Source organism: Micromonospora sp. IBHARD004 (assembly GCF_052814115.1).
The window spans coordinates 3,101,506-3,122,464 of record NZ_CP199934.1; the positions used below are offsets into that span (position 1 = coordinate 3,101,506).

General features: G+C 73.4%; 14 protein-coding genes and 1 pseudogene. 9 read left to right on the forward strand and 6 right to left on the reverse strand.

Annotated features, from left to right (window positions below):
* Positions 1-38: 38 nt before the first annotated feature.
* Positions 39-1,448: a glycosyltransferase family 4 protein gene (locus ACTWO6_RS15065; protein ID WP_446220239.1), complete on the reverse strand. Its 1,410-nt coding sequence runs from the start codon at positions 1,446-1,448 to the stop codon at positions 39-41.
* A 316-nt stretch (positions 1,449-1,764) separates the two neighbouring features.
* Here ACTWO6_RS15065 and glgX point away from each other — a divergent pair, with 316 nt between their 5' ends.
* From glgX to ACTWO6_RS15085, 4 genes are all read left to right on the forward strand, one after another.
* Positions 1,765-3,882, forward strand: coding sequence for a glycogen debranching protein GlgX (gene glgX / locus ACTWO6_RS15070; protein WP_446220240.1), 2,118 nt, complete (start codon positions 1,765-1,767; stop codon positions 3,880-3,882).
* 7 nt (positions 3,883-3,889) lie between these two features.
* A complete protein-coding gene (gene treY / locus ACTWO6_RS15075) occupies positions 3,890-6,226 on the forward strand; it encodes a malto-oligosyltrehalose synthase (RefSeq protein WP_446220667.1) in 2,337 nt (778 codons plus the stop codon).
* Positions 6,223-7,956: a malto-oligosyltrehalose trehalohydrolase gene (gene treZ, locus ACTWO6_RS15080; protein ID WP_446220241.1), complete on the forward strand. Its 1,734-nt coding sequence runs from the start codon at positions 6,223-6,225 to the stop codon at positions 7,954-7,956. Before treY ends, treZ begins: the two co-directional genes overlap by 4 nt.
* Positions 7,957-8,111: 155 nt before the next feature.
* Positions 8,112-8,702, forward strand: coding sequence for a GNAT family N-acetyltransferase (locus ACTWO6_RS15085; RefSeq protein WP_446220242.1), 591 nt, complete (start codon positions 8,112-8,114; stop codon positions 8,700-8,702).
* Between the two features lie 6 nt (positions 8,703-8,708).
* On the opposite strand, the gene ACTWO6_RS15090 is transcribed toward ACTWO6_RS15085, so the two are convergent.
* Positions 8,709-10,187, reverse strand: a complete 1,479-nt coding sequence (locus tag ACTWO6_RS15090; protein WP_446220243.1) for a glutamate-cysteine ligase family protein — start codon at positions 10,185-10,187, stop codon at positions 8,709-8,711.
* A gap of 182 nt (positions 10,188-10,369) precedes the next feature.
* Between ACTWO6_RS15090 and ACTWO6_RS15095 the strand changes: the two genes are divergently transcribed.
* Positions 10,370-10,708, forward strand: a complete 339-nt coding sequence (locus ACTWO6_RS15095) for a DUF3817 domain-containing protein (RefSeq protein WP_446220244.1) — start codon at positions 10,370-10,372, stop codon at positions 10,706-10,708.
* A 56-nt stretch (positions 10,709-10,764) separates the two neighbouring features.
* Here ACTWO6_RS15095 and ACTWO6_RS15100 read toward each other — a convergent pair whose 3' ends face one another.
* The gene (locus ACTWO6_RS15100; RefSeq protein WP_446220245.1) at positions 10,765-11,625 is read right to left on the reverse strand and encodes an alpha/beta fold hydrolase; all 861 of its coding nucleotides are present in this window, start codon (positions 11,623-11,625) and stop codon (positions 10,765-10,767) included.
* Positions 11,626-11,662: 37 nt separating this feature from the next.
* Complete coding sequence (locus ACTWO6_RS15105) at positions 11,663-12,211, reverse strand: hypothetical protein (protein ID WP_446220246.1); 549 nt, start codon at positions 12,209-12,211, stop codon at positions 11,663-11,665.
* A gap of 139 nt (positions 12,212-12,350) precedes the next feature.
* Here ACTWO6_RS15105 and ACTWO6_RS15110 point away from each other — a divergent pair, with 139 nt between their 5' ends.
* Both ACTWO6_RS15110 and ACTWO6_RS15115 read left to right on the forward strand, forming a co-directional pair.
* Positions 12,351-13,475, forward strand: a complete 1,125-nt coding sequence (locus ACTWO6_RS15110) for a baeRF2 domain-containing protein (RefSeq protein WP_446220247.1) — start codon at positions 12,351-12,353, stop codon at positions 13,473-13,475.
* On the forward strand, positions 13,468-15,231 hold the full coding sequence (locus ACTWO6_RS15115; RefSeq protein ID WP_446220248.1) for a thiamine pyrophosphate-binding protein: 1,764 nt from the start codon (positions 13,468-13,470) through the stop codon (positions 15,229-15,231). The genes ACTWO6_RS15110 and ACTWO6_RS15115 overlap by 8 nt, the downstream gene beginning before the upstream one ends.
* Positions 15,232-15,388: 157 nt before the next feature.
* On the opposite strand, the pseudogene ACTWO6_RS15120 reads toward ACTWO6_RS15115, so the two are convergent.
* Positions 15,389-15,469, reverse strand: a pseudogene (locus ACTWO6_RS15120) (hypothetical protein); the annotation flags it as partial.
* A gap of 520 nt (positions 15,470-15,989) precedes the next feature.
* Here ACTWO6_RS15120 and ACTWO6_RS15125 point away from each other — a divergent pair.
* Both ACTWO6_RS15125 and ACTWO6_RS15130 read left to right on the forward strand, forming a co-directional pair.
* Complete coding sequence (locus ACTWO6_RS15125) at positions 15,990-17,402, forward strand: hypothetical protein (RefSeq protein ID WP_446220249.1); 1,413 nt, start codon at positions 15,990-15,992, stop codon at positions 17,400-17,402.
* A 265-nt stretch (positions 17,403-17,667) separates the two neighbouring features.
* On the forward strand, positions 17,668-18,807 hold the full coding sequence (locus tag ACTWO6_RS15130) for a SigB/SigF/SigG family RNA polymerase sigma factor (RefSeq protein WP_446220250.1): 1,140 nt from the start codon (positions 17,668-17,670) through the stop codon (positions 18,805-18,807).
* 74 nt (positions 18,808-18,881) lie between these two features.
* On the opposite strand, the gene ctaD is transcribed toward ACTWO6_RS15130, so the two are convergent.
* On the reverse strand, positions 18,882-20,888 hold the full coding sequence (ctaD, locus tag ACTWO6_RS15135) for an aa3-type cytochrome oxidase subunit I (protein WP_446220251.1): 2,007 nt from the start codon (positions 20,886-20,888) through the stop codon (positions 18,882-18,884).
* Positions 20,889-20,959: the final 71 nt, after the last annotated feature.

Here is a 20,959-nt window from a genome sequence, read left to right on the forward strand (position 1 = left end):
GTGGGCCCGAAGTGCAAGATCGGCGGGCGGGGTGGGGGTTAGCGGAGGCCGGCGGCGGCGAGGAGGTTGCCCTCGGGGGTGGCGGGGAGGGCGCGGCCCAGGGTCATCCGCTGCTCGGCGCGTTCGGCGGTGAACTGGGCGTCCCGGGCGATCGCGGCGGCGTAGGCAGCGGCGGTGCGGGCCGCGATCGCCGACCAGCCGTACTGCTCGTGGACCATGGTGCGGGCCCGGCGGGCCAGCGCGCGGGCGCCCTCCCGGTCCGACAGCAGCGCGTGCACCGCCTCGCTCAGCGACTCCGGGTCCTGCGGGGCGAAGGTCATTCCGGTCACGCCGGGCTCGACGATCTCGGCGAGCCCGCCGGTGCGCGCCACCGCCAGCGGCGCGCCGGCCGCGGCGCCCTCCAGGGCCACCATGCCGAACGGCTCGTAGATGCTCGGCACCGCGAAGCAGTCCGAGGCGGCCATCACCGCGGGCAGCTCGACCCCGCCGAGGAAGCCGGGCATGCTCACCGCGCCGCCCAGGCCGAGCCGGTGCACCTCGGCTTCGAGGGCCGGCCGGTACGGCCCGTCGCCGACGATCACCGCGCGCAGTCCGGGGTGCCGCTCGCGCAGCCGGGGCAGCCCGGCGAGCAGGTGCTGCACACCCTTCTCGTAGACCAGCCGGCCGGCGAAGGTGACCAGCGGGCCGTCCCCGGCGAAGCGGGCCCGGGCGGCGGCGACCGCGGCGACGGGCGCCCGCCAGCGCTGCGGCTCGACCCCGTTGGGCACCACGTCGACCCGCGCGGCGGGCACGCCGAAGAGCGCGGTCACCTCGTCGCGCATGTAGCCGGAGCAGACGATCACCCGGCCGGACTCGGCGGCCAGCCACTGCTCGACGCCGTGGATGGTGCGGTTCATCTCCGCCGGCAGCCAGCCCTGGTGCCGGCCGGCCTCGGTGGCGTGGATGGTGCTGACCAGCGGCACGTCCAGGTGCTCGCGCAGGGTCATGGCGGTGTGCGCGACCAGCCAGTCGTGGGCGTGGATGACGTCGTACGAGCCGGACTCGGCGGCCCGCAGCGCCGCCCGGGTGAGCGTGTGGTTGAACGCCATCGTCCAGGCCAGCAGCGAGCCGGTGGCGAGCGGGAAGGTGACCGGGTCCTCGGCGGCGCGGACGATGCGGACGCCGTCGGCGTACTCCTCCAGCGGGGCGCCCTCGGCGTGCCGGGTGACCACGGTGACCTCGTGGCCGGCGGCGGCCAGGGCCACCGACAGCGCGTGCACGTGCCGGCCGAGCCCGCCCACCAGCACCGGCGGGTACTCCCAGGAGAGCATCAGGATGCGGCGGGTCCGCGGGGGCACGCCGGAGCCGGGGCTCTCCTGCGGGAGCTGGGGCCGGGAGGTCAGGGTGGGCCGGTGGGACCGGTCCGTGGCGGCGGTGGCGGACTGCTCGCCGACCCGCAGGGTGGTCACATCAATCTCCGTCCATGCACGAAGGATCGCGCCGGCAACGGTGGCGGCGGAAAGGGGGTGGAGGGGGCCGAGAGGCCGAGCGGACCCGCCCGCGCGGGCGGGTCCGCATCAAGGAAAGGGCATCACGCGGTTCCGCGCATCTCGAAAAGGCATATCGTGACTGAGGACACCCAAAGCTCCGCCGCAGCTCAGGTGGGTGAATATCGGGTGTGGTCCGGACAGGTGGATTGGCCGCTCCGGCGACGGGGCACTAGCGGCGTGCGCACCGGCGGTCCGCCCGTCCGGTGCGCTCATGATCATGTGCCGAAGGAGCGACATGCAGGTCTGGCCGGGCGAGAGCTATCCCCTGGGCGCCACCTACGACGGGATGGGGACGAACTTCGCGATCTTCTCGGAGGTGGCCGAGAGGATCGAGCTCTGCCTCTTCGACGAGTGGGACACCGGTGCCGAGCGCCGGGTCGAGCTGCGCGAGGTCGACGCCTACGTCTGGCACGCGTACATCCCGGGGATCGAGCCCGGCCAGCGCTACGGCTACCGCGTCCACGGCCCGTACGACCCGGCCAACGGGGTGCGCTGCAACCCGCACAAGCTGCTGCTCGACCCGTACGCCAAGGCGGTCGACGGGGCGGTCACCTGGGGCCCGCCCATCTACGACTACGTGCTCGGCGAACCGGAGCGGATGTCGGAGGACGACTCGGCGCCGTTCATGCCGAAGTCGGTGGTGGTCAACCCGTACTTCGACTGGGGCAACGACAAGCCGCCGCGCACCCCGTACCACCACTCGGTGATCTACGAGGCGCACGTTCGGGGGCTGACCATGCGCCACCCGGACATCCCGGCGGAGCTGCGCGGCACGTACGCGGCGATCGCCTCGCCCGTCATGATCGACTATTTCAAGCGGCTCGGGGTGACCGCGGTCGAGCTGATGCCGGTGCACGAGTTCGTGCACGACCACCGCCTGACCGACCTGGGGCTGCGCAACTACTGGGGCTACAACACCATCGGCTTCTTCGCCCCGCACCACGGCTACTCCGCGCTGGGCCGGCTCGGCCAGCAGGTCCAGGAGTTCCGCGGCATGGTCAAGGCGCTGCACGCCGCCGGCATCGAGGTGATCCTCGACGTGGTCTACAACCACACCGCGGAGGGCAACCACCTCGGCCCGACGCTGAGCTTCAAGGGCGTCGACACGGCCAGCTACTACCGGCTCTCGGAGGAGGATCGGCGGTACTTCGTCGACTACACCGGCACCGGCAACAGCCTCAACGTGCGCAGCCCGCACTCGCTCCAGCTGATCATGGACTCGCTGCGCTACTGGGTGACCGAGATGCACGTCGACGGCTTCCGCTTCGACCTCGCCGCCACCCTGGCCCGCGAGTTCTACGAGGTCGACCGCCTCTCCACCTTCTTCGAGGTGGTGCAGCAGGACCCGGTGGTCAGCCAGGTCAAGCTGATCGCCGAGCCGTGGGACGTCGGCCCCGGCGGCTACCAGGTCGGCAACTTCCCGCCGCAGTGGACCGAGTGGAACGGCAAGTACCGGGACACCGTCCGGGACTTCTGGCGCGGCGAGCCGGCCACCCTCGCCGAGTTCGCCTCCCGCATCTCCGGCTCCGCCGACCTCTACCAGGACGACGGCCGCCGCCCGTTCCACAGCATCAACTTCGTCACCTGCCACGACGGCTTCACCCTCAACGACCTGGTGTCGTACAACGACAAGCACAACGAGGCCAACGGCGAGGAGAACCGGGACGGCGAGAGCCACAACCGGTCCTGGAACTGCGGCGTCGAGGGGGAGACCGACGACCCGGCGGTGCTGGCCCTGCGGGCCCGGCAGCGGCGCAACTTCCTCGCCACCCTGGTGCTCTCCCAGGGCGTGCCGATGATCGGCCACGGCGACGAGCTGGGCCGCACCCAGCACGGCAACAACAACGCGTACTGCCAGGACAGCGAGCTCGCCTGGGTCGACTGGGAGCGGGCCGACGACGACCTGCTCGGGTTCGTCCGGCGGCTCACCGACTTCCGCAACCGCCACCAGGTGTTCCGTCGGCGCCGGTTCTTCACCGGGCTGCCGGTGGGCGGCCGGGCCGCCGGATCGCGCCTGCCCGACCTGGCCTGGTACACCCCCGACGGCCGGGAGATGACCGGCGAGGACTGGGGCAACGACTTCGGCCGCTCAGTGGCCCTCTTCGTCAACGGCGACGGCATCCCGGAGCGCGGCCAGTACGGCCAGCGCCACCGGGACGACTCGTTCCTGCTGCTGTTCAACGCGCACGACGCGCCGCTGGATTTCACCCTGCCCGGGGAGGAGTTCGGGCAGCGGTGGGAGTTGGTGATCAGCACCGCGGAACCGGATCCGGAGAAGACCACGCTGGTGGAGGCGGGCGGCACCATCTGCGTGCCCGACCGCTCCCTGCTGGTCCTGGAGAGGACTGCCTGACATGTCCATGTCCGACACCCCCCGACCCGACGTGACGACGGCAGCGACGACGCGGGTGGGGTCGACCTACCGCGTCCAGATCCGCCCCGGCTTCGACCTCGACGCCACCGCCGGGCTCGCCGACTACCTCGCCGACCTCGGCGTCACCCACCTCTACAGCGCGCCGCTGCTCACCGCCACCCCGGGCTCCGCGCACGGCTACGACGTGGTCGACCATCGGGCGGTCAACCCGGAGCTGGGCGGCGAGGCCGGCCGGCAGCGGCTGGTCCGCGCGCTGCGCGCCGCCGGGCTGGGCCTGGTCGTGGACATCGTGCCGAACCACGCCGGGGTCGCCCAACCGGCGGCCAACCCGGCCTGGTGGGACGTGCTGCGCCGGGGCCGCGACTCGGCGTACGTCGACTGGTTCGACATCGACTGGGACCGCGGCCGGCTGCTGCTGCCGGTGCTCGCCGACAGCCCCGACGCCCTCGACGACCTCAAGGTCGTGGAGGGTGAGTTGCGCTACCACGAGCACCGCTTCCCGATCGCCGACGGCACCGGCGCGGGCACCCCGCGCGAGGTGCACGACCGGCAGCACTACGAGCTGATCTCCTGGCGGCGCGGCGACGCCGAGCTGACGTACCGCCGCTTCTTCGCCGTCTCGGACCTGGCCGGCCTGCGGGTGGAGGACCCGGCCGTCTTCGCCGCGACCCACGCGGAGGTCCTGCGCTGGGCCGACGCCGGCGAGCTGGACGGCATCCGGGTCGACCACCCGGACGGGCTGCGCGACCCCGCCGGCTACCTCGCCCGGCTGCGCGCGGCCGCGCCGACCGCGTGGCTGCTGGTCGAGAAGATCCTCGAGTACGGCGAGGAGCTGCCGGCCTGGCCGGTGGACGGCACCACCGGCTACGACGCCCTGGCGGCAGTCAGCGGGCTCTTCGTCGACCCGGACGCCGAGGGCGACTTCACCGCCCTCGACACCCGGCTCACCGGGCACGCCACCTCGTGGGAGAACCTGACCCACGACACCAAGCTGGCCGCCGCCACCCGGCTGCTCGCCGCCGAGCTGACCCGGCTCGCCGCGCTCGTCCCGCAGCTCGACCGGGAGGAGGCCTGGGCGGCGCTGGCCGAGCTGGCCGCCTGCTTCCCGGTCTACCGCGGCTACCCGCCGGAGGGCGCCCGGCACCTGGCCGCCGCCCGGTCGGAGGCGGGCCGGCGGCGCCCCGACCTGACCGCCACCCTGGACGCGGTCACCGCCCGGCTGCGCGACCCCGGGCACGAGCTGGCCGCCCGCTTCCCGCAGCTCACCGGCGCGGTGATGGCCAAGGGCGTGGAGGACACCGCCTACTACCGGTGGAGCCGGTTCGTCGCGCTCAACGAGGTCGGCGGCAGCCCCGCCCACTTCGGCGTGCCGCCGGCCGAGTTCCACCGGTTCGCCGCCGCCCGGCAGGTGCGCTGGCCGGACAGCATGACCACCCTCTCCACCCACGACACCAAGCGCGGCGAGGACGTGCGGGCCCGGCTCGCCGTCCTGGCCGAACTGCCCGGGCGCTGGGCGGGGCGGGTGTCGGACTGGATGTCCCGCGCGCCGCTGGCCGACCCCGCCTTCGCCCACCTGCTCTGGCAGACCGCCGTCGGGGCCTGGCCGATCGAGCGGGACCGCCTGCACGCGTACGTGGAGAAGGCCGCCCGGGAGGCGTCGGTCTCCACCGGCTGGGCCGACCCCGACCCGGCCTTCGAACGGGAGCTGCACGCCCTGGTCGACCGGATGTACGACGACCCGGAGCTGCACGCCGAGATCACCGAGTTCGCCGCCGGGATCACCCCGGCCGGCTGGTCCAACTCGCTCGGGCAGAAGCTGGTCCAGCTCGCCATGCCGGGCGTGCCGGACACCTACCAGGGCACCGAGCTCTGGGAGAACTCGCTGGTCGACCCGGACAACCGCCGGCCGGTCGACTTCGCCGTACGACGGGACCTGCTGGCCCGGCTCGACGGCGGCTGGCGACCCGAGGTGGCCGCCGACGGCGCAGCGAAGCTGCTGGTGGTCTCCCGGACGCTGCGGCTGCGCCGGGACCGCCCCGAGCTCTTCGCCGGCTACCGCCCGGTGCCGGCGCGCGGCCCGGCGGGGGCGCACGCGCTCGCCTTCGACCGGGGCGGCGCGATCGCGGTGGCGACCCGGCTGCCGATGCGCCTGGACCGGGCCGGCGGCTGGCGGGACACCACCCTGTCACTTCCCGTTCATTCGGTCACTGACATGTTCACCGGTCGGGTCTACAGTGGCTCTGAGCTGCTGATGCATGATCTGCTGAGCACGTATCCCGTCGCCCTGCTGGCTCCCACCGATTCCGTGGAGGCTGCCGCATGACCGAGTTCACGGTGTGGGCGCCCGAGGCCGCCCGGGTCCGGCTGCGCCTGCCCGGCGCCGCCGACCACGAGATGCGCGCCGGCCCGGACGGCTGGTGGCGGATCGAGGTGCCGGGCACCGGGCCGGGCACCGACTACGCGTTCCTGCTCGACGACGACGACCGGGCCCTGCCCGACCCGCGCTCGGCCTGGCAGCCGGCCGGGGTGCACGGCCCGAGCCGGCTCTACGACCACGCCGCCCACCGGTGGACCGACCAGGGCTGGACCGGCCGGCAACTGCCCGGCAGCGTCCTCTACGAGCTGCACATCGGCACCTTCACCCCGGAGGGCACCTTCGACGCGGCCATCGGTCGCCTCGACCACCTGGTCGACCTCGGTGTGGACATGATCGAGCTGCTGCCGGTGAACGCCTTCAACGGCGAGCACAACTGGGGCTACGACGGGGTCTGCTGGTACGCCCCGCACCAGCCGTACGGCGGGCCGGACGGGCTGAAACGCCTGGTCGACGCCGCGCACGCGAAGGGGCTGGGGGTGATCCTCGACGTCGTCTACAACCATTTCGGGCCCTCCGGGGCCTACGCGCCGATGTTCGCGCCGTACCTCACCGAGCAGAGCAACACCTGGGGGCGCACCGTCAACCTGGACGGCCCGCACTCCGACGGCGTGCGCCGCTACATCATCGACAGCGTGCTGATGTGGCTGCGCGACTACCACGTCGACGGGCTGCGGCTGGACGCCGTGCACGCCATGCCGGACTCCCGCGCCACCCACTTCCTCGAGGAGGTGGCGGTCGAGGTGGAGTCGCTCTCCACCCACCTGGGCCGGCCGCTGTCGCTGATCGCCGAGTCCGACCTCAACGACCCGACGCTGATCACCCCGCGCGAGGCCGGCGGCTACGGCCTGCACGCCCAGTGGAACGACGACGCCCACCATGCCCTGCACAGCCTGCTCACCGGCGAACGGCAGGGCTACTACGGCGACTTCGGCTCGCTGGAGTGCCTCGCCGACGTGCTGACCGGCGCATTCTTCCACGCCGGCACCTGGTCCAGCTTCCGCAACCGCAGCCACGGCCGACCGGTCGACCGGCAGCGCACCCCGGGGCACCGGTTCGTGGCGTACCTGCAGAACCACGACCAGATCGGCAACCGGGCCACCGGAGACCGGATCTCCGCGACGCTCTCCCCGGCGCTGCTGCGGGTCGGCGCCACCCTGCTGATGACCGGACCGTTCACCCCGATGCTGTTCATGGGGGAGGAGTGGGCGGCCACCACCCCGTGGCAGTTCTTCACCAGCCACCCCGAGCCGGAGCTGGCCACCGCGGTGGCGACCGGGCGGCGGCGGGAGTTCGCCGCGCACGGCTGGCCGCCCGGGGACGTGCCCGACCCGCAGGACCCGCAGACCTTCGTCCGCTCCCGGCTGGACTGGGCCGAGCTGGACAAGCCCGAGCACCGGGAGATGTACGACTTCCACCGGCGGCTGATCGCGCTGCGCAGGAGCCGCCCCGACCTGTCCGACCCCCGGCTGCACGCGGTCGACGTCCGGCACGGTGACCAGTTCCTGCTGATGCGCCGGGGCGAGTGCCTGGTGGTGGCGAACCTCGCCGCCAAGCCGCAGCGGATCAACCTGCCCGGGGTGGTGCGCAGCGTGTTGCTGGCCACCGGCACCGGTGTCACCGTGATGCGCGACGGGATCGAGCTGCCCGCCGAGACGGCGGCGATCGTCGCGCTCTGACCGGGCCGGCCCGCCCGCGACACCGCCTGGGCCGCCGGCCGGCCGCGCCGCCGCTACCGGTCCGGGGCGCGCCAGAAGGCGGCGGGCAGCGCGGTCACGCCCCGGGCCGCCTCGTCGTACGGCGGCCGGGTCGTCGAACGGCTACCGTCCGGAGGATGGAGCACGGCTACCCTCCGGTGTCCGTCGCCGGGACCGTCCACGAGGCCGATGGGATCGTCGTCCGGCTGCGCCCCGTCGCCGAGCCGGATCTGGCGCTGTTCGGTCGGTTCGCCGTCGAGCCTGGCCTGATCGGGCTGGACTGGGGTGGTTTCCGGGACCCGGCCGCGCCCGGCCGCCGCTTCGCCGACGACGGTTACCTCGGTGCGGAGGACGGCCGGCTGATCGTCCAGGTGGGGCCGGACGACGTCGCGGCCGGCTTCGTCAGCTACCGGTCCGGGCTGTACGGCGGGGTGGCGAAGCACTGGGAGATCGGCATCGCCCTGCTGCCCGACTGGCGCGGCCGGGGCGTCGGCTGGCGGGCCCAGGCGTTGCTCTGCGACTACCTGTTCGCGCACACCCCGGCCCAGCGGATCCAGGCCGGCACCCACCCGGAGAACGTCGCCGAGCAGCGGTCGCTGGAGAAGGCCGGCTTCCAGCTGGAGGGCGTGGTGCGCGCCTGCGAGTTCCGGGCCGGCGCCTGGCGCGACGGGTGGCTCTACAGCCGGCTGCGCGACGACCCGTCGCCCTGGGACCGTGACCGGGGCTGAGCCGGATCAGGGGATCGGCCACTCGTGCACCGGGCGGTTGCTGTGCATCAGCTCCACGTAGTGCCGGACCACCTCGCGCAGCGCCTCCGGCCGGTCCAGGTGGTCCGCGGACTCCAGCCGGTGCAGCGTCTCCACCTGCCAGGTCGCGCCGTTGCGCCCGGTCAGGCAGCGCTGCTCGACGATGCCGAGCAGCCGGTCCCGCTCGGTCGGGTCGAGCCCCCACCGGTCCAGCCCGTGGTACGCCAGCGGCAGCAGCCGGCGCAGCACCAGTTCGGTCACCGGCAGGTAGCCCAGCCCCGGCCAGTACACCTGGGCGTCGATGCCGTGCCGCGCGCAGCTGGTGAAGTTTTCCTCGGCGGCGCTGAACGACATCTGCGACCACAGTGGCCGGTCCGACTCGGCCAGGGCCCGGACCAGCCCGAAGTAGAAGGCGCTGTTGGCGATGGTGTCCAGCACGGTCGGGCCGGCGGGCAGCACCCGGTTCTCCACCCGCAGGTGCGGGCGCCCCTTCAGCACGTCGTAGACCGGCCGGTTCCAGCGGTAGATGGTGCCGTTGTGCAGCCGCATCTCGGCGAGTTTCGGCACGTCCCCGGCCGCCAGGGTCTCGCCCGGGTCCTCCGGGTCGCAGACCGGCAGCAGCGCCGGGAAGTAGCGCACGTTCTCCTCGAACAGGTCGAAGACGGTGGTGATCCAGCGCTCGCCGAACCAGACCCGGGGGCGTACCCCCTGGGCCTTGATCTCCTCGGGGCGGGTGTCGGTGGCCTGCTGGAAGAGCGGCACCCGGGTCTCCCGCCACAGCTCCCGGCCGAAGAGCAGCGGCGAGTTCGCGCCGAGGGCGACCTGGATGCCGGCGATGGCCTGGGCGGCATTCCAGTAGTCGGCGAACTGGGCGGGGCTGACCTGGAGGTGGACCTGGGTGCTGGTGCAGGCCGCCTCGGGGGTGATGGTGTCCGCGGTGGTGGCCAGCCGCTCCACGCCGCTGATCGAGATCCGCAGATCCTCACCGCGGGCGGCGAAGATCTGCTCGTTGAGCAGCGCGTAGCGGGGATTCGCCGAGAGCGTCTCGGCCGTCAGGTGTTCCGGGCGCAGGGTGGGCAGGATCCCGATCATCACCATGTGCGCGCCGACCGTACGGGCCTTCTCCTCGGCGGCGTTCAGGCTGTCCCGGACGTGCTCCTCGAACTGCGCCGTGCCGGTGCCGACGAGCCGGCGTGGCGCCACATTGATCTCGACGTTGAACTGGCCCAGCTCGGTCTGGAAGGCCGGGTCGGCGATGGCGGCCAGCACGTCGGCGTTGCGCATGGCCGGCTGCGAGTCGTCGTCGACCAGGTTCAGCTCGATCTCCAGGCCGGTCATCGGCCGCTCCACGTCGAAGCGCGACTCGCGCAGCATCTCGGCGAAGACGTCGAGACAGCGGCGTACCTTCTCCCGGTAGCGAGCTCGGTCCTCCCGGCTGAAGGTCCGCGCGCCGACGTCCTCGCCCATGGTCACCACCCTGTCACCGCTGGTTCCCCTAACCTTGCATGACACGGCGGGGCGGGGAAGACCCGAAGGTCTCTTTACCTACCCAGCCAGCGCCTCCGTGATCCCCGTCGCGTCCGGCGTCTGGGCGCGCGGTTCGCCCCGCCGCGCTGGTTAGCATGGCCGGCGACCGGTGGGGAGAGGCGATGCGCGAGAAGATGACCAGGCTGTTCGTGGCGGCGGCGATCGCCGAGGCCTGCTCCTGGCTGGCCCTGCTGGCCGGCATGGCGGTCAAGTACGGCCCGCCCGCCAACGAGATCGGCGTGCACGTCTTCGGGCCGATCCACGGCGCGCTCTTCGTGGTGTACGGCATCCTCGTCCTCGTGGTGGCCCGGCTGCGCCGGTGGCGCCTGGTGACCACCGTGGTGGCGCTGGCCTGCGCGGTGCCGCCGTTCGCCACCCTCGTCTTCGAACGTTGGGCCCGCCGGCGCGGCCTGCTGCACGACGCCTCGACCCCCGAGCGCAGCCTCACCCCGGTCGGCTGACCCGCCGGACGACCCCGACGCGGGCCCGCGCGTTGCCCGGTGACAGGCCGGGCCGCTCAGCCGGCCAGGAAGTCCGCCAGCACCGCGGCGAGCCGCTCCGGCGTCTCCTCGGCCATGTGGTGCCCGGAGTCCACCGAGGCGGCGCGGACGTCGTCGGCCCAGTCCCGCCAGATCGCCGCCGGGTCGCCGTAGAGCTCGACCATGTCGTCCCGCTCGGACCAGACGAACAGCACCGGGCAACCGATCCGCCGGCCGGCGGCCCGGTCGGCGTCGTCCGCCGCCCGGTCCGGGCCCAGGCCGGCCCGGTAGTCCTCGCACATCGCGTGCACCGTGGCCGGGTCGTGGATGGCGCGGCGGTAGTCGGCGTACGCCTCCTCGCCCATCGCCTCCGGCGAGCCGCCGTACCAGGCGTCCGGATCGGCGTTGATCACCCGCTCGGCCGGCTTGTCGAGCTGGCCGAGGAAGAACCAGTGCCACCAGCGGGCCGCGAAGCGGGCGTCGCAGCGGGCCAGCGCCTCGCCGATCGGCACCCCGTCGAGCACCCCGAGCCGGCTCACCCGAGCCGGGTGGTCCAGCGCGGTCCGCATCGCCACGTACGCGCCCCGGTCGTGGCCGACGACCGCCGCCCGGTCGTGGCCGAGCGCGTCGAGCAGCCCCACCACGTCCGCGGCCATCGCCCGCTTGGCGTACGTGGTGTGCGCCGGGTCGCTCGGTGGCTTCGACGAGCCGCCGTAGCCCCGCAGGTCCGGGCAGATCACGGTGTGCCGCTCGGCCAGCAGCGGGGCGACCCGGTGCCAGGTGGCATGGGTCCGCGGATGCCCGTGCAGCAGCACCACCGGCGGCCCCGACCCGCCGTGCCGGACCCGCAGCCGCACCGGGCCGACGTCGATCTCCTCGAGGGTGAATCCGGCGAACATGGCCGTACCGGTGCCCGCGACCGGCCGGGCGGAAACCTCAGCCGAGCGCCGTCCAGGCGGCGACCCCGACCAGCAGCAGCGCGCCGAGCATCGCCTGGAGCAGCAGCGGCGGACCGAGGTGGGACCAGACCGTCGCGGTACGCGGGCTGAGCAGCTGGCCGGTGGTCAGGTTGACGATCCGCTCGATCCGCGGCGGCAGTTCCGGGTCGCGCTGGGGGCGCAGGGTGAGCTGCACGTGGTCGGCGGGGTGCAGCGCGCTCTGTGGCAGGTGCCCGTGCAGCTCCACCTCCAGCAGCCGGTTCGCGCCGTCGCGCAGCCGCAGCGGGGTCACCAGGAACTCCGGCCCCTTCTTCAACTCCTTGAAGCTGCGCCGCGCGCCCCCGCCGCCGCTGCTCAGCAGCGACCGCACCAGCAGCATCAGCAGCCCCATCACCCCCGCCGCGGTGAGCACCGCGATCAGCACGGGCTGGCCCACCCGCACCTCGCGGGGGTAGCCCTCCAGCAACCGGACCACCCGCCCCGTGACGATCCGCTCCGTCGGATGGACCGCGCGTCGGATGTGGAGGTCAGTATCCATGATCACCACCGAGAGTCCCGTTTCGTTTACTGATGGTATCGACTCCTCGCGTTGAACGACGTGAATGAACGCCGGTCACGCGGTGGCCGCCAGGTGACATCCGGGACGGCGCGGGTATGCGTGCGGCCGAGCTGGAAAGGGGTCGAGCATGCAGCTGTCCTTCCTGCGTCCGCTCTACGACCGTCCCGGGCCGTGGTGCTCGGTCTATCTGGACGCCTCCCGGGACACCCACGACTCCCGTCCCGCGCTGGACCTGCGCTGGCGGGCCCTCAAGGGCAAACTGCTGGAGCAGGGCGCCGACCCGGCGAACATCGACGCGGTCGAGCGGGTGGTCCGTGGGCACGACCCGATGGCGGGGGACTACGGTCTGGCCGTCTTCGCCACCGGCGGACGGGTGGTGCTCTCCGAGTACCTCTCCGCGCCGCCGCTGCGGGACCTGGCCAGCTGGTCCACCCTCCCGCACACCATGCCGCTGGTCGCCCAGCGCGGCGAACAGGTCGCCTGGGTGCGGGTGCTCGCCGACCGCACCGGCGCGGACGCCATCGCGGTCAGCGCCGGCGGGGTGCCCCGCAAGGCGCACGTCAAGGGTCGGGAGAGCTACCAACTGCGCCGGGTCAATCCCGGCGGCTGGTCCCAGTCCCGCTACCAGCGGGCGGCGATGGAGGCCTGGCACCACAACGCCGGCGACGCCGCCGCGGCCACCGCGGAGCTGGCCGACAAGGTGGGCGCCGACGTGGTGGTGGTCGCCGGCGACATCCGGGCCACCGGCATGATCGCCGCGCAGCTCCCGGAACGCTGGCAGGACGTGCTGGTCCGCACCGACGCCGGCTCGCGGACCGGCGGCGCCGACCCGATGGCGATGGACGACCTCACCGTGCAGACCATCGCCGAGGTCGCCGACCAGCGGATCGCCACCGCGCTGGACCGGTTCGGCGTGCAGGAGGACGTGGGGGCCGGGTTGGAGGCGGTCGTCTCCGCGCTGCAACGCAACCAGGTCGACACGATGCTGATCGTCGACGACGCCTCCGCCAACGGCAAGCTCTGGATCGGCCCGGAACCGACGGAGATCGCCACTGACCCCGGGCAGCTGAGGAACATGTCGGTGGCCGACCCGCAGCGGGTCCGGGCCGACGCCGCCCTGCTCCGGGCGCTGGTCGGCACCGACGCCGAGCTGACCGTGCTCGCGCCGGAGGAGGCGCCCGAGCTCACCGAGGGCGTCGGCGCGGTGCTGCGCTACGTCGACGTCAGTACCCCCGGGCGGGGCAATGGCTGACCGGACGGTCGCCGACCTGGTGGTGGAGCGGCTGCGCGCCTGGCGGGTCCCCCGGGCCTTCGGCTACCCCGGGGAGGCGATCGCCCCCCTGGTGGGCGCGCTGGACCGCGCCGGCGGGGACCCGGCGTTCATTCCGGCCCGCCACGAGGAGACCGCCGCCTTCATGGCGACCGGCCACGCCAAGTTCACCGGCGAGATCGGGGTCTGCCTCGCCACCCAGGGGCCGAGCGCCGTGCACCTGCTCAACGGCCTCTACGACGCCAAGCTGGACAGCAAGCCGGTGGTGGCGATCGTGGGCGAGGACATCACCGGCCCGCTCGGCGGCGCGCACGAGGAGATCGGGCTGAGTCGGCTCTTCGGCGACGTCTGCAACCAGTTCGTCCGGTACGGGCGGGGGCCCGAGCAGGTGCCCGCCCTGCTCGACCAGGCGTTCCGTACCGCCGCCGCCACCCGCAGCCCGACCTGCGTGGTGCTGCCGCGCGCGTTGCAGGTGGCCGTGGTGCCGGACCTGCTGCCGCAGACCGCGGGGGTGCTGACCGCGACCCCGGGCGAGCCGCTGGCCCGGGTGCTGCCGCACGACGTCGACCTGGACGCCGCCGCGTCGCTGCTCGCCGGCGGCCAGCGGGTGGCGATCCTGGTCGGCCAGGGCGGGCACGGCGCCGCCGACCAGATCGTGGCGCTGGCCAACCGGCTCGGCGCCGGGGTGGCCACCTCGCTGCTCGGCAAGCCGGTGCTGGACGAGCGGCTGCCGTTCCACACCGGGGTGCTCGGCGAGGTCGGCACCACCGCCGCCGCTCAGCTGATGGGGGGCTGCGACACCCTGCTGCTGGTCGGCACGAACGACCCGTGGACGGACTACTTCCCGATGCCGGGACAGGTGCGGACCATCCAGATCGACATCGACGGACGGCGGATCGGCAGCCGGTACCCGGTGGACGTTCCGCTGGTCGGCGACGCCGCGGACACCCTGGGCGCGCTGCTGGGCCGGGTCGCCGACCGGCCCAACCAGCAGTGGCGGGGCGTCGTCGAGAGCTCCGTGGACCGCTGGCGGCAGGCCGCCGCCGACCGGGCCGCCGCCCCGGCCGAGCCGGTCAACCCGCAACTCGTGCTCCACGAGCTCTCCGCCCGGGTGCCCCGGGACGGCTCGGTCGCGGTCGACGTCGGGTCGGTCCTCTACTGGTACGCCCGGCACCTGGAGCTGCCCCCGGGCGTCCGCGCGCAGCTCTGCGGGACGCTCGGCTCGATGGGCTGCGCCCTGCCGTACGCGGTGGCCGCCAAGCTGGCCCGCCCGGACGAGCCGGTGCTCGCCCTGCTCGGCGACGGCGCGATGCAGCTCAACGGGCTGGCCGAGCTGATCACCGTGGCGCACCACTGGCGGGAGTGGCGCGACCCGCGGCTGGTGATCCTGGTGCTGAACAACCGGGACCACTCGGGGATGGGCGGCGGCCCGCGGCCGACCGGCGAACTGGGTGACCGGCGACCGGACGTGCCGTACGCCGGTTGGGCCCGGCTGCTCGGCCTGCACGGCGTCCGGGTCGACCGGCCGGAGCTGGTCGGTCCGGCCTGGGACGAGGTGCTCGCGGCGGACCGGCCCAGCGTGCTGGAGGCGGTGGTCGACCCGGCCGTGCCGTTGAACCCGCCCGAGCCGGCGCTGGCCGACCTGCGCGGGGTCTTCGCCGACGGCGACGCCGCCCGACGGGTCCGCGAGCGGATGCTCGAGGCGCAGGTGAGCGTGGAGGCCGAGGACCTCGTTTAGTGCGGTGTCCAGCGACGTTCACCGGATATGCGGTGCGTGCCATGGGGGCGAGCGACTCCCACCGGGTGGTGGGTCCGCCGCCAGGGATGCGGGTGGCGATGCTGGCGGCCGCGACCAGGTCGCGGTGCCCGGAGAATCGACAGTGCGGGCAGGACAACGTCCGCCCACGAGGTTTCGGCACCCGCCTGCGGCAGGCGGGGCACGTGGAGGAAGTACCCCGCTCGTCAACCAGCCGCACCTTGTTGCCGGCCAGGGCGGCCTTGTCGGCGACGACCTGCAGGAGCCGGCCGATCTGCCACTGCCGTAGCCGCAGGTGGTGCCGCCGCCAGCGCCGCGACCCCCGCCGACCCGGCTCGGGAGGTCCACTCCGGCCACTCGATCGGAGTCCGGTTCCTCACCGGGCGGGTGGACCATCACCGGGACCTCGGCGGTCGCCGTGCTTGCGGCGTTTCGCCGCGCTGAACCAGGCATCTGCGAACCGGCGCAACACCGACCGGGCACCAGTCGAATCCAGTTCCGCGAACGTCCCCGGCCCCGACGAGGCGACTTCCCGGCAAGGTCGCCGAGAACCCCGGCAAGGGGTTCCGTCCCCGGACGGCAAAACCCGGCGAAGGGACGTCGCTGGGTCCGGTGCGTCCGGACCACCCCTCCGCCGCGCACCCGAGGATTGATCCTTCCCGTGGAGGGATGCCCCGTTTAGACCGCATAGGGACGGGAAGCCGGGCCGCGTGGTGAGCGAACGAGGCAAGGTGGGGCCGGTGCCGAAGGTGCCGGTGGGGCTCACGGCTGAGGGCGCCGGACTGGCCGGCGACCGGGTCGTGGCGGCGGGCAGCACCGCCCGGATCCTGGTCGCGGCGACCGCCCGGGCGCTGCGCGGCACCGACTGCGGCGACCTCGGGCACCCCACCCCGCTGTCCCGCTTCACCGGCGCCCCGGAGCCGGTCCGCCGGGCCGCGGCGAACCGGGCCGCCGGCCGCGTCGCCCTCAGCCCCGCCCAGGCCGCCGAGGTGGACGCCGAGCGGGTGGCGCGCTGGATCGTCGACCAGTACCCGCGGCGCCGCTACCCCGGGCTGGTGCTCGGCTCGGCGCACGGCTCCGCCGCGCACCTGGCGGTGGCGCTGGGCGTGCCCTGGCTGCCGGCCGCCTTCGAGCTGACCGCGCACTGGACCCGTGGCGCGGTCGACCGGCCGCGCGCCGCCCTCGACCACGGCGCCGCGCTCGCCGCCCGCCTGCTCGCCGGCAACTCCGACGTGCACGTCCGGCAGGTCCACTGCCCCGCCAGCCGGGGCGCCCTCGCCGGCGCCACCGTGGCCCTCGCGGTGCGCTGGCGGCGCCTGCCGGCGGCGTACGCGCGGTTCCTGGCCGATCGGCTCGAACCCGGCGCGGCGGTGCTGCTGCTGCGCGACGCCCGCACCTGGCCGGTGCTCGACGAGGGCCGGGGTCACAGCTTCCAGGTCGGCTCCCCGGCCAGCGGCCTCGAACCGGTGGACTTCCACCCGGACGCGCACGCGCTGCGCCAGGTGCTGCGCTCCGCCGGCGGCGACGGGGCGCACTGGGAGCCGCCGGAGGTCTCCGCCCCGCAGGGGCACGCCGAGCACGGCGTGGAGTCCGGTTTCGAACTCAGCGCCCGGGACTGGACCGGCCGGCACGGTCATCCGCTGCACCAGGTGCTCTTCCCGCAGCCGGACGCGCTCAGCGCCGCCACGGCCGACCTGTACCGGCGCTGGCTGCGGCGGTCCGGGAAGACCGGCGACCGGCTGGTGGTGGAGTGCGGGCGGCTGCTCGACCCGTGGCAGGTGGTCCGGGCCGGGATGGTGCCGTACTGGTGCGAGAACGCGACCCGACGCCGGGTGGAGGGGGTGGAGTGGTGGCTCGCCGGCAGCGAGCCGTTCAGCTCGGTGGACGTGCTGCCCGAGCCGCCGGGCGTCCGGTCGCCGGCGCTGGCCGGCCTGCCGCAGTGGCTGGCGGTGGCCGCGTTCGGGCGGCGGCGGCGGTCGTTGGACCGGGGGTCCGCGCGGGGCTACCCGGTCTCTTCGGTGCCGACCCGGCGTGCCACGGAGGTGTTGCGCAACCAGCCGTACGACCTGCCCGTCCCGCCGCCGCTGCGCGTCGCCGAGGCGGTGGACGTGCTCCGGGACACCGGCGCCCACCAGGGGTTGCTGGTCTCCTGACCGGATTTGAGCGGGGGCCGGCGGACCGGTCCACGCCGGCCGACACCAACCCCGGCGAAACATCCTCGCGAACTCGCGGTCCGTGATTGAGTACCTACGGAGCGGGAACACCGCTCGCTGCGACGGCACGATGACGCCGTGTGGCGGGCTGTCGTCGCTCCTGGCGTGCCAGTCACGTAACCCACTTCCGGCCCGGTGCGTGGCCCGACCACGCGCATGACCGGTTTCCCAATCCGGGCGGGGGACCTTCCTGAGGGAGGCGCGGATGTTCGGACAGACCACCACGACCACACCACCACCCACCGATCGGGGCCTCGAAGACCTCGACGCGGCGGCGCTGGCGTACGCGGCACGGATCGAAGGACTGCCGCCGGAGCGGCGGCAGGAGGCACGGGACGACCTGGTCCGCTTCGCGCTGCCCTTCGCCGGACGGCTGGCCCGCCGCTACCGGGGTCGGGGGGAACCGCTGGAGGACCTGGAGCAGGTGGCCCGCCTCGGCCTGGTCAACGCCGTGGACCGGTACGACCCGGAACGCGGGTCGTTCACTGCGTACGCGGCGATCACCATCGTCGGTGAGATCAAACGGCACTTCCGGGACCGCACCTGGGGCGTGCACGTGCCCCGCCGGCTGCGCGACCTGATCCTGGAGGTGGGGCAGGCGACGGCGGCGCTGACCAGCGAGCTGTCCCGGGCGCCCACGGTCGCCGAGCTGTCCCATCGGCTGGAGACGCCGGAGGAGGAGATCCTCGCGGCGCTGGAGTCGGCCGCCGGCTACAGCCCGGCCTCGCTCAACGCGCCGGTCGGCGGGGAGAGCTCCGCCGAGTTCGGCGACCTGGTCGGCGAGTCGGACAACGCGTTGGAATCGGTGGACGACCGGGTGACCGTCAGCGGGCTGCTGCACCGGCTGCCCTGGCGGGAGCGGCGGATCCTCGCCATGCGCTTCTACGGCAACCAGACGCAGGCGGAGATCGCCGCCCGGTTCGGCATCTCCCAGATGCACGTCTCCCGGCTGCTGTCCCGGGCGTTGACCTGGCTGCGCCAGGCGATGCTCGCCGACGCCCCACCGCCGTGGCAGAACGGCGCCGCCGAGTCGGCGGAGCCGGCGAAGACGCGGATCTCGGTGCGGCAGAGCGGCGACCGGGTGGTCGTCGAGGTCGGCGGCGACGTCGACCGGGACGGCGCGGACCAGCTGCGCCGGGCGATGCTGGAGGCGGTGACCGGGCAGCCCCGCGAGGTGGTGGTGGACCTGGTCGGTGCGGGCGGCGTCGACGCGGGCGGGATCGCCGCGCTGATGGCCGGCCGCGACGCGGCGGCCCGGACCGGGGTGCCGCTGCGGCTGACCCGGGTGCAGCCCGCGGTACGCCGTTCGCTCGCCGCCGCCGGCCTGCCGGCCGCCGGCGACTGAACCGACCCACCCACCGTAGAGACGAGGGAGGGGGCCGGCGCTCGTGGCGCCGGCCCCCTCCGTTTCGTGACCGCTCAGCGCTCGGGGTTCTCCTCGTCATGCCCGCGGGGGTGCCGCCACCGCTCGCTCTCCCGCGGCCGGGGCTCCGCGCCCGGCTCGACCTCCTCGGGCACCTCGTACTCCTCGAAGCTCGGCCGGCGGATCTCCTCCGGCTCCGGCACCACCACCGGCCGTGCCCCGGACTGCGGCGCGGGCTGGTACTCGACGGCCGCGCGGGCGCCGTGCGCCCCCTCGGCGGCCGGCGCCTCGGGGACGTGCGGCTCGAGATGCAGCTCCTCGGCGAAGTGCTGCGGCGGCTTCGTGGTGCGCTGCGGCAGGTCCCGGCCCAGGTTGGCGACGAGCTGGCCGTACTTGGCGTCGAAGGCGGGACGCTCGGAGCGGATCCGGGGCATCCGGTCGAAGTTGCGCAGCGGGGGCGGGCAGGTGGTGGCCCACTCCAGGGAATTGCCGAAGCCCCACGGGTCGTCGACGGAGACCATCGTGCCGTACCGCCAGGACTTCCAGACGTTGTAGATGAAGAACAGGGTGGACACGCCCAGGATGAACGACCCGATGCTGGAGATCGTGTTCAGGGTGGTGAAGCCGTCGGTGGGCAGGTAGTCGGCGTACCGCCGGGGCATGCCCTCGTTGCCGAGCCAGTGCTGGACCAGGAAGGTCATGTGGAAGCCGACGAACATGGTCCAGAAATGCGCCTTGCCCAGGGGTTCGTCGAGCAGCCGCCCGGTCATCTTCGGGAACCAGAAGTAGACCCCGCCGAACGCGGCGAAGACGATCGTGCCGAAGAGCACGTAGTGGAAGTGCGCCACCACGAAGTAGGTGTCGGTGGTGTGGAAGTCCGCCGGCGGGCTGGCCAGCAGCACCCCGGTCAGGCCGCCGAGCAGGAAGGTGGTCAGGAAGCCGATGGCGAAGAGCATCGGCGTCTCGAAGGTGAGCTGCCCCTTCCACATGGTGCCGATCCAGTTGAAGAACTTCACCCCGGTCGGCACGGCGATGAGGTAGCTCATGATGCTGAAGAACGGCAGCAGCACCTGGCCGGTGCCGAACATGTGGTGCGCCCAGACGCTCATCGACAGCACGGTGATCGCGATGGTGGCGAGCACAATACCGGTGTAGCCGAAGATCGGCTTGCGGGCGAAGACCGGGATTATCTCGGTGATGATGCCGAAGAACGGCAGCGCCACGATGTACACCTCGGGATGGCCGAAGAACCAGAACAGATGCTGCCAGAGCATCGGCCCGCCGGTGGTCGGGTCGAAGACGTGTGAGTGCAGGATCCGGTCCGAGGCGAGCACGAAGAGCGCGGCGGCCAGCAGCGGGAAGACCAGGATCACCAGGACGCTGGTCAGCAGCAGGTTCCAGGTGAAGACCGGCATCCGGAACATGGTCATCCCGGGGGCGCGCAGGGTGATGATCGTGGTGATCATGTTGACCGCGCCGAGGATCGTGCCGAGGCCGGAGAGGGCCAGCCCGACGATCCACATGTTTCCGCCGACACCCGGGCTGTGCTGGGACAGGCTCAACGGGGTGTACGCGAACCAGCCGAAGTCGGCCGCCCCGCCCGGGACGAAGAACCCGCCCACCACGATCGAGCCGCCGAACAGGTAGAGCCAGTAGGCGAGGGCGTTAAGCCGGGGGAACGAGACGTCCGGCGCGCCGATCTGCAAGGGGACGATGTAGTTGCCGAAGGCGAACACGAGCGGGGTGGCGAAGAGCAGCAGCATGATCGTGCCGTGCATGGTGAACGACTGGTTGTACTGCTCGGGGGAGAGGAACTGCATGCCCGGACGGGCCAGCTCGGCCCGCAGGAGCAGCGCCAGCACCCCGCCGATCAGGAAGAAGCCGAATGACGTCACCAGGTAGAGCAGGCCGATCAGCTTGGCGTCGGTCGTACCAAGCAGCTTGAGCAGCGAATTGCCTCTGATGGCGGTCCGTACCGGGCCGGGATAGCCGCCGAACCGGGCGGGCGCGAGGATCGCGGGCCCCCGGTCTCGTGCCGGCTCCGTGACTACCCGCTTCGGCATATCTCTCACCCCGTCGTGACGACAGAAAGGACGGGCACGCCTACCCGGCCCTCTGCCCATAAAACCAGGCG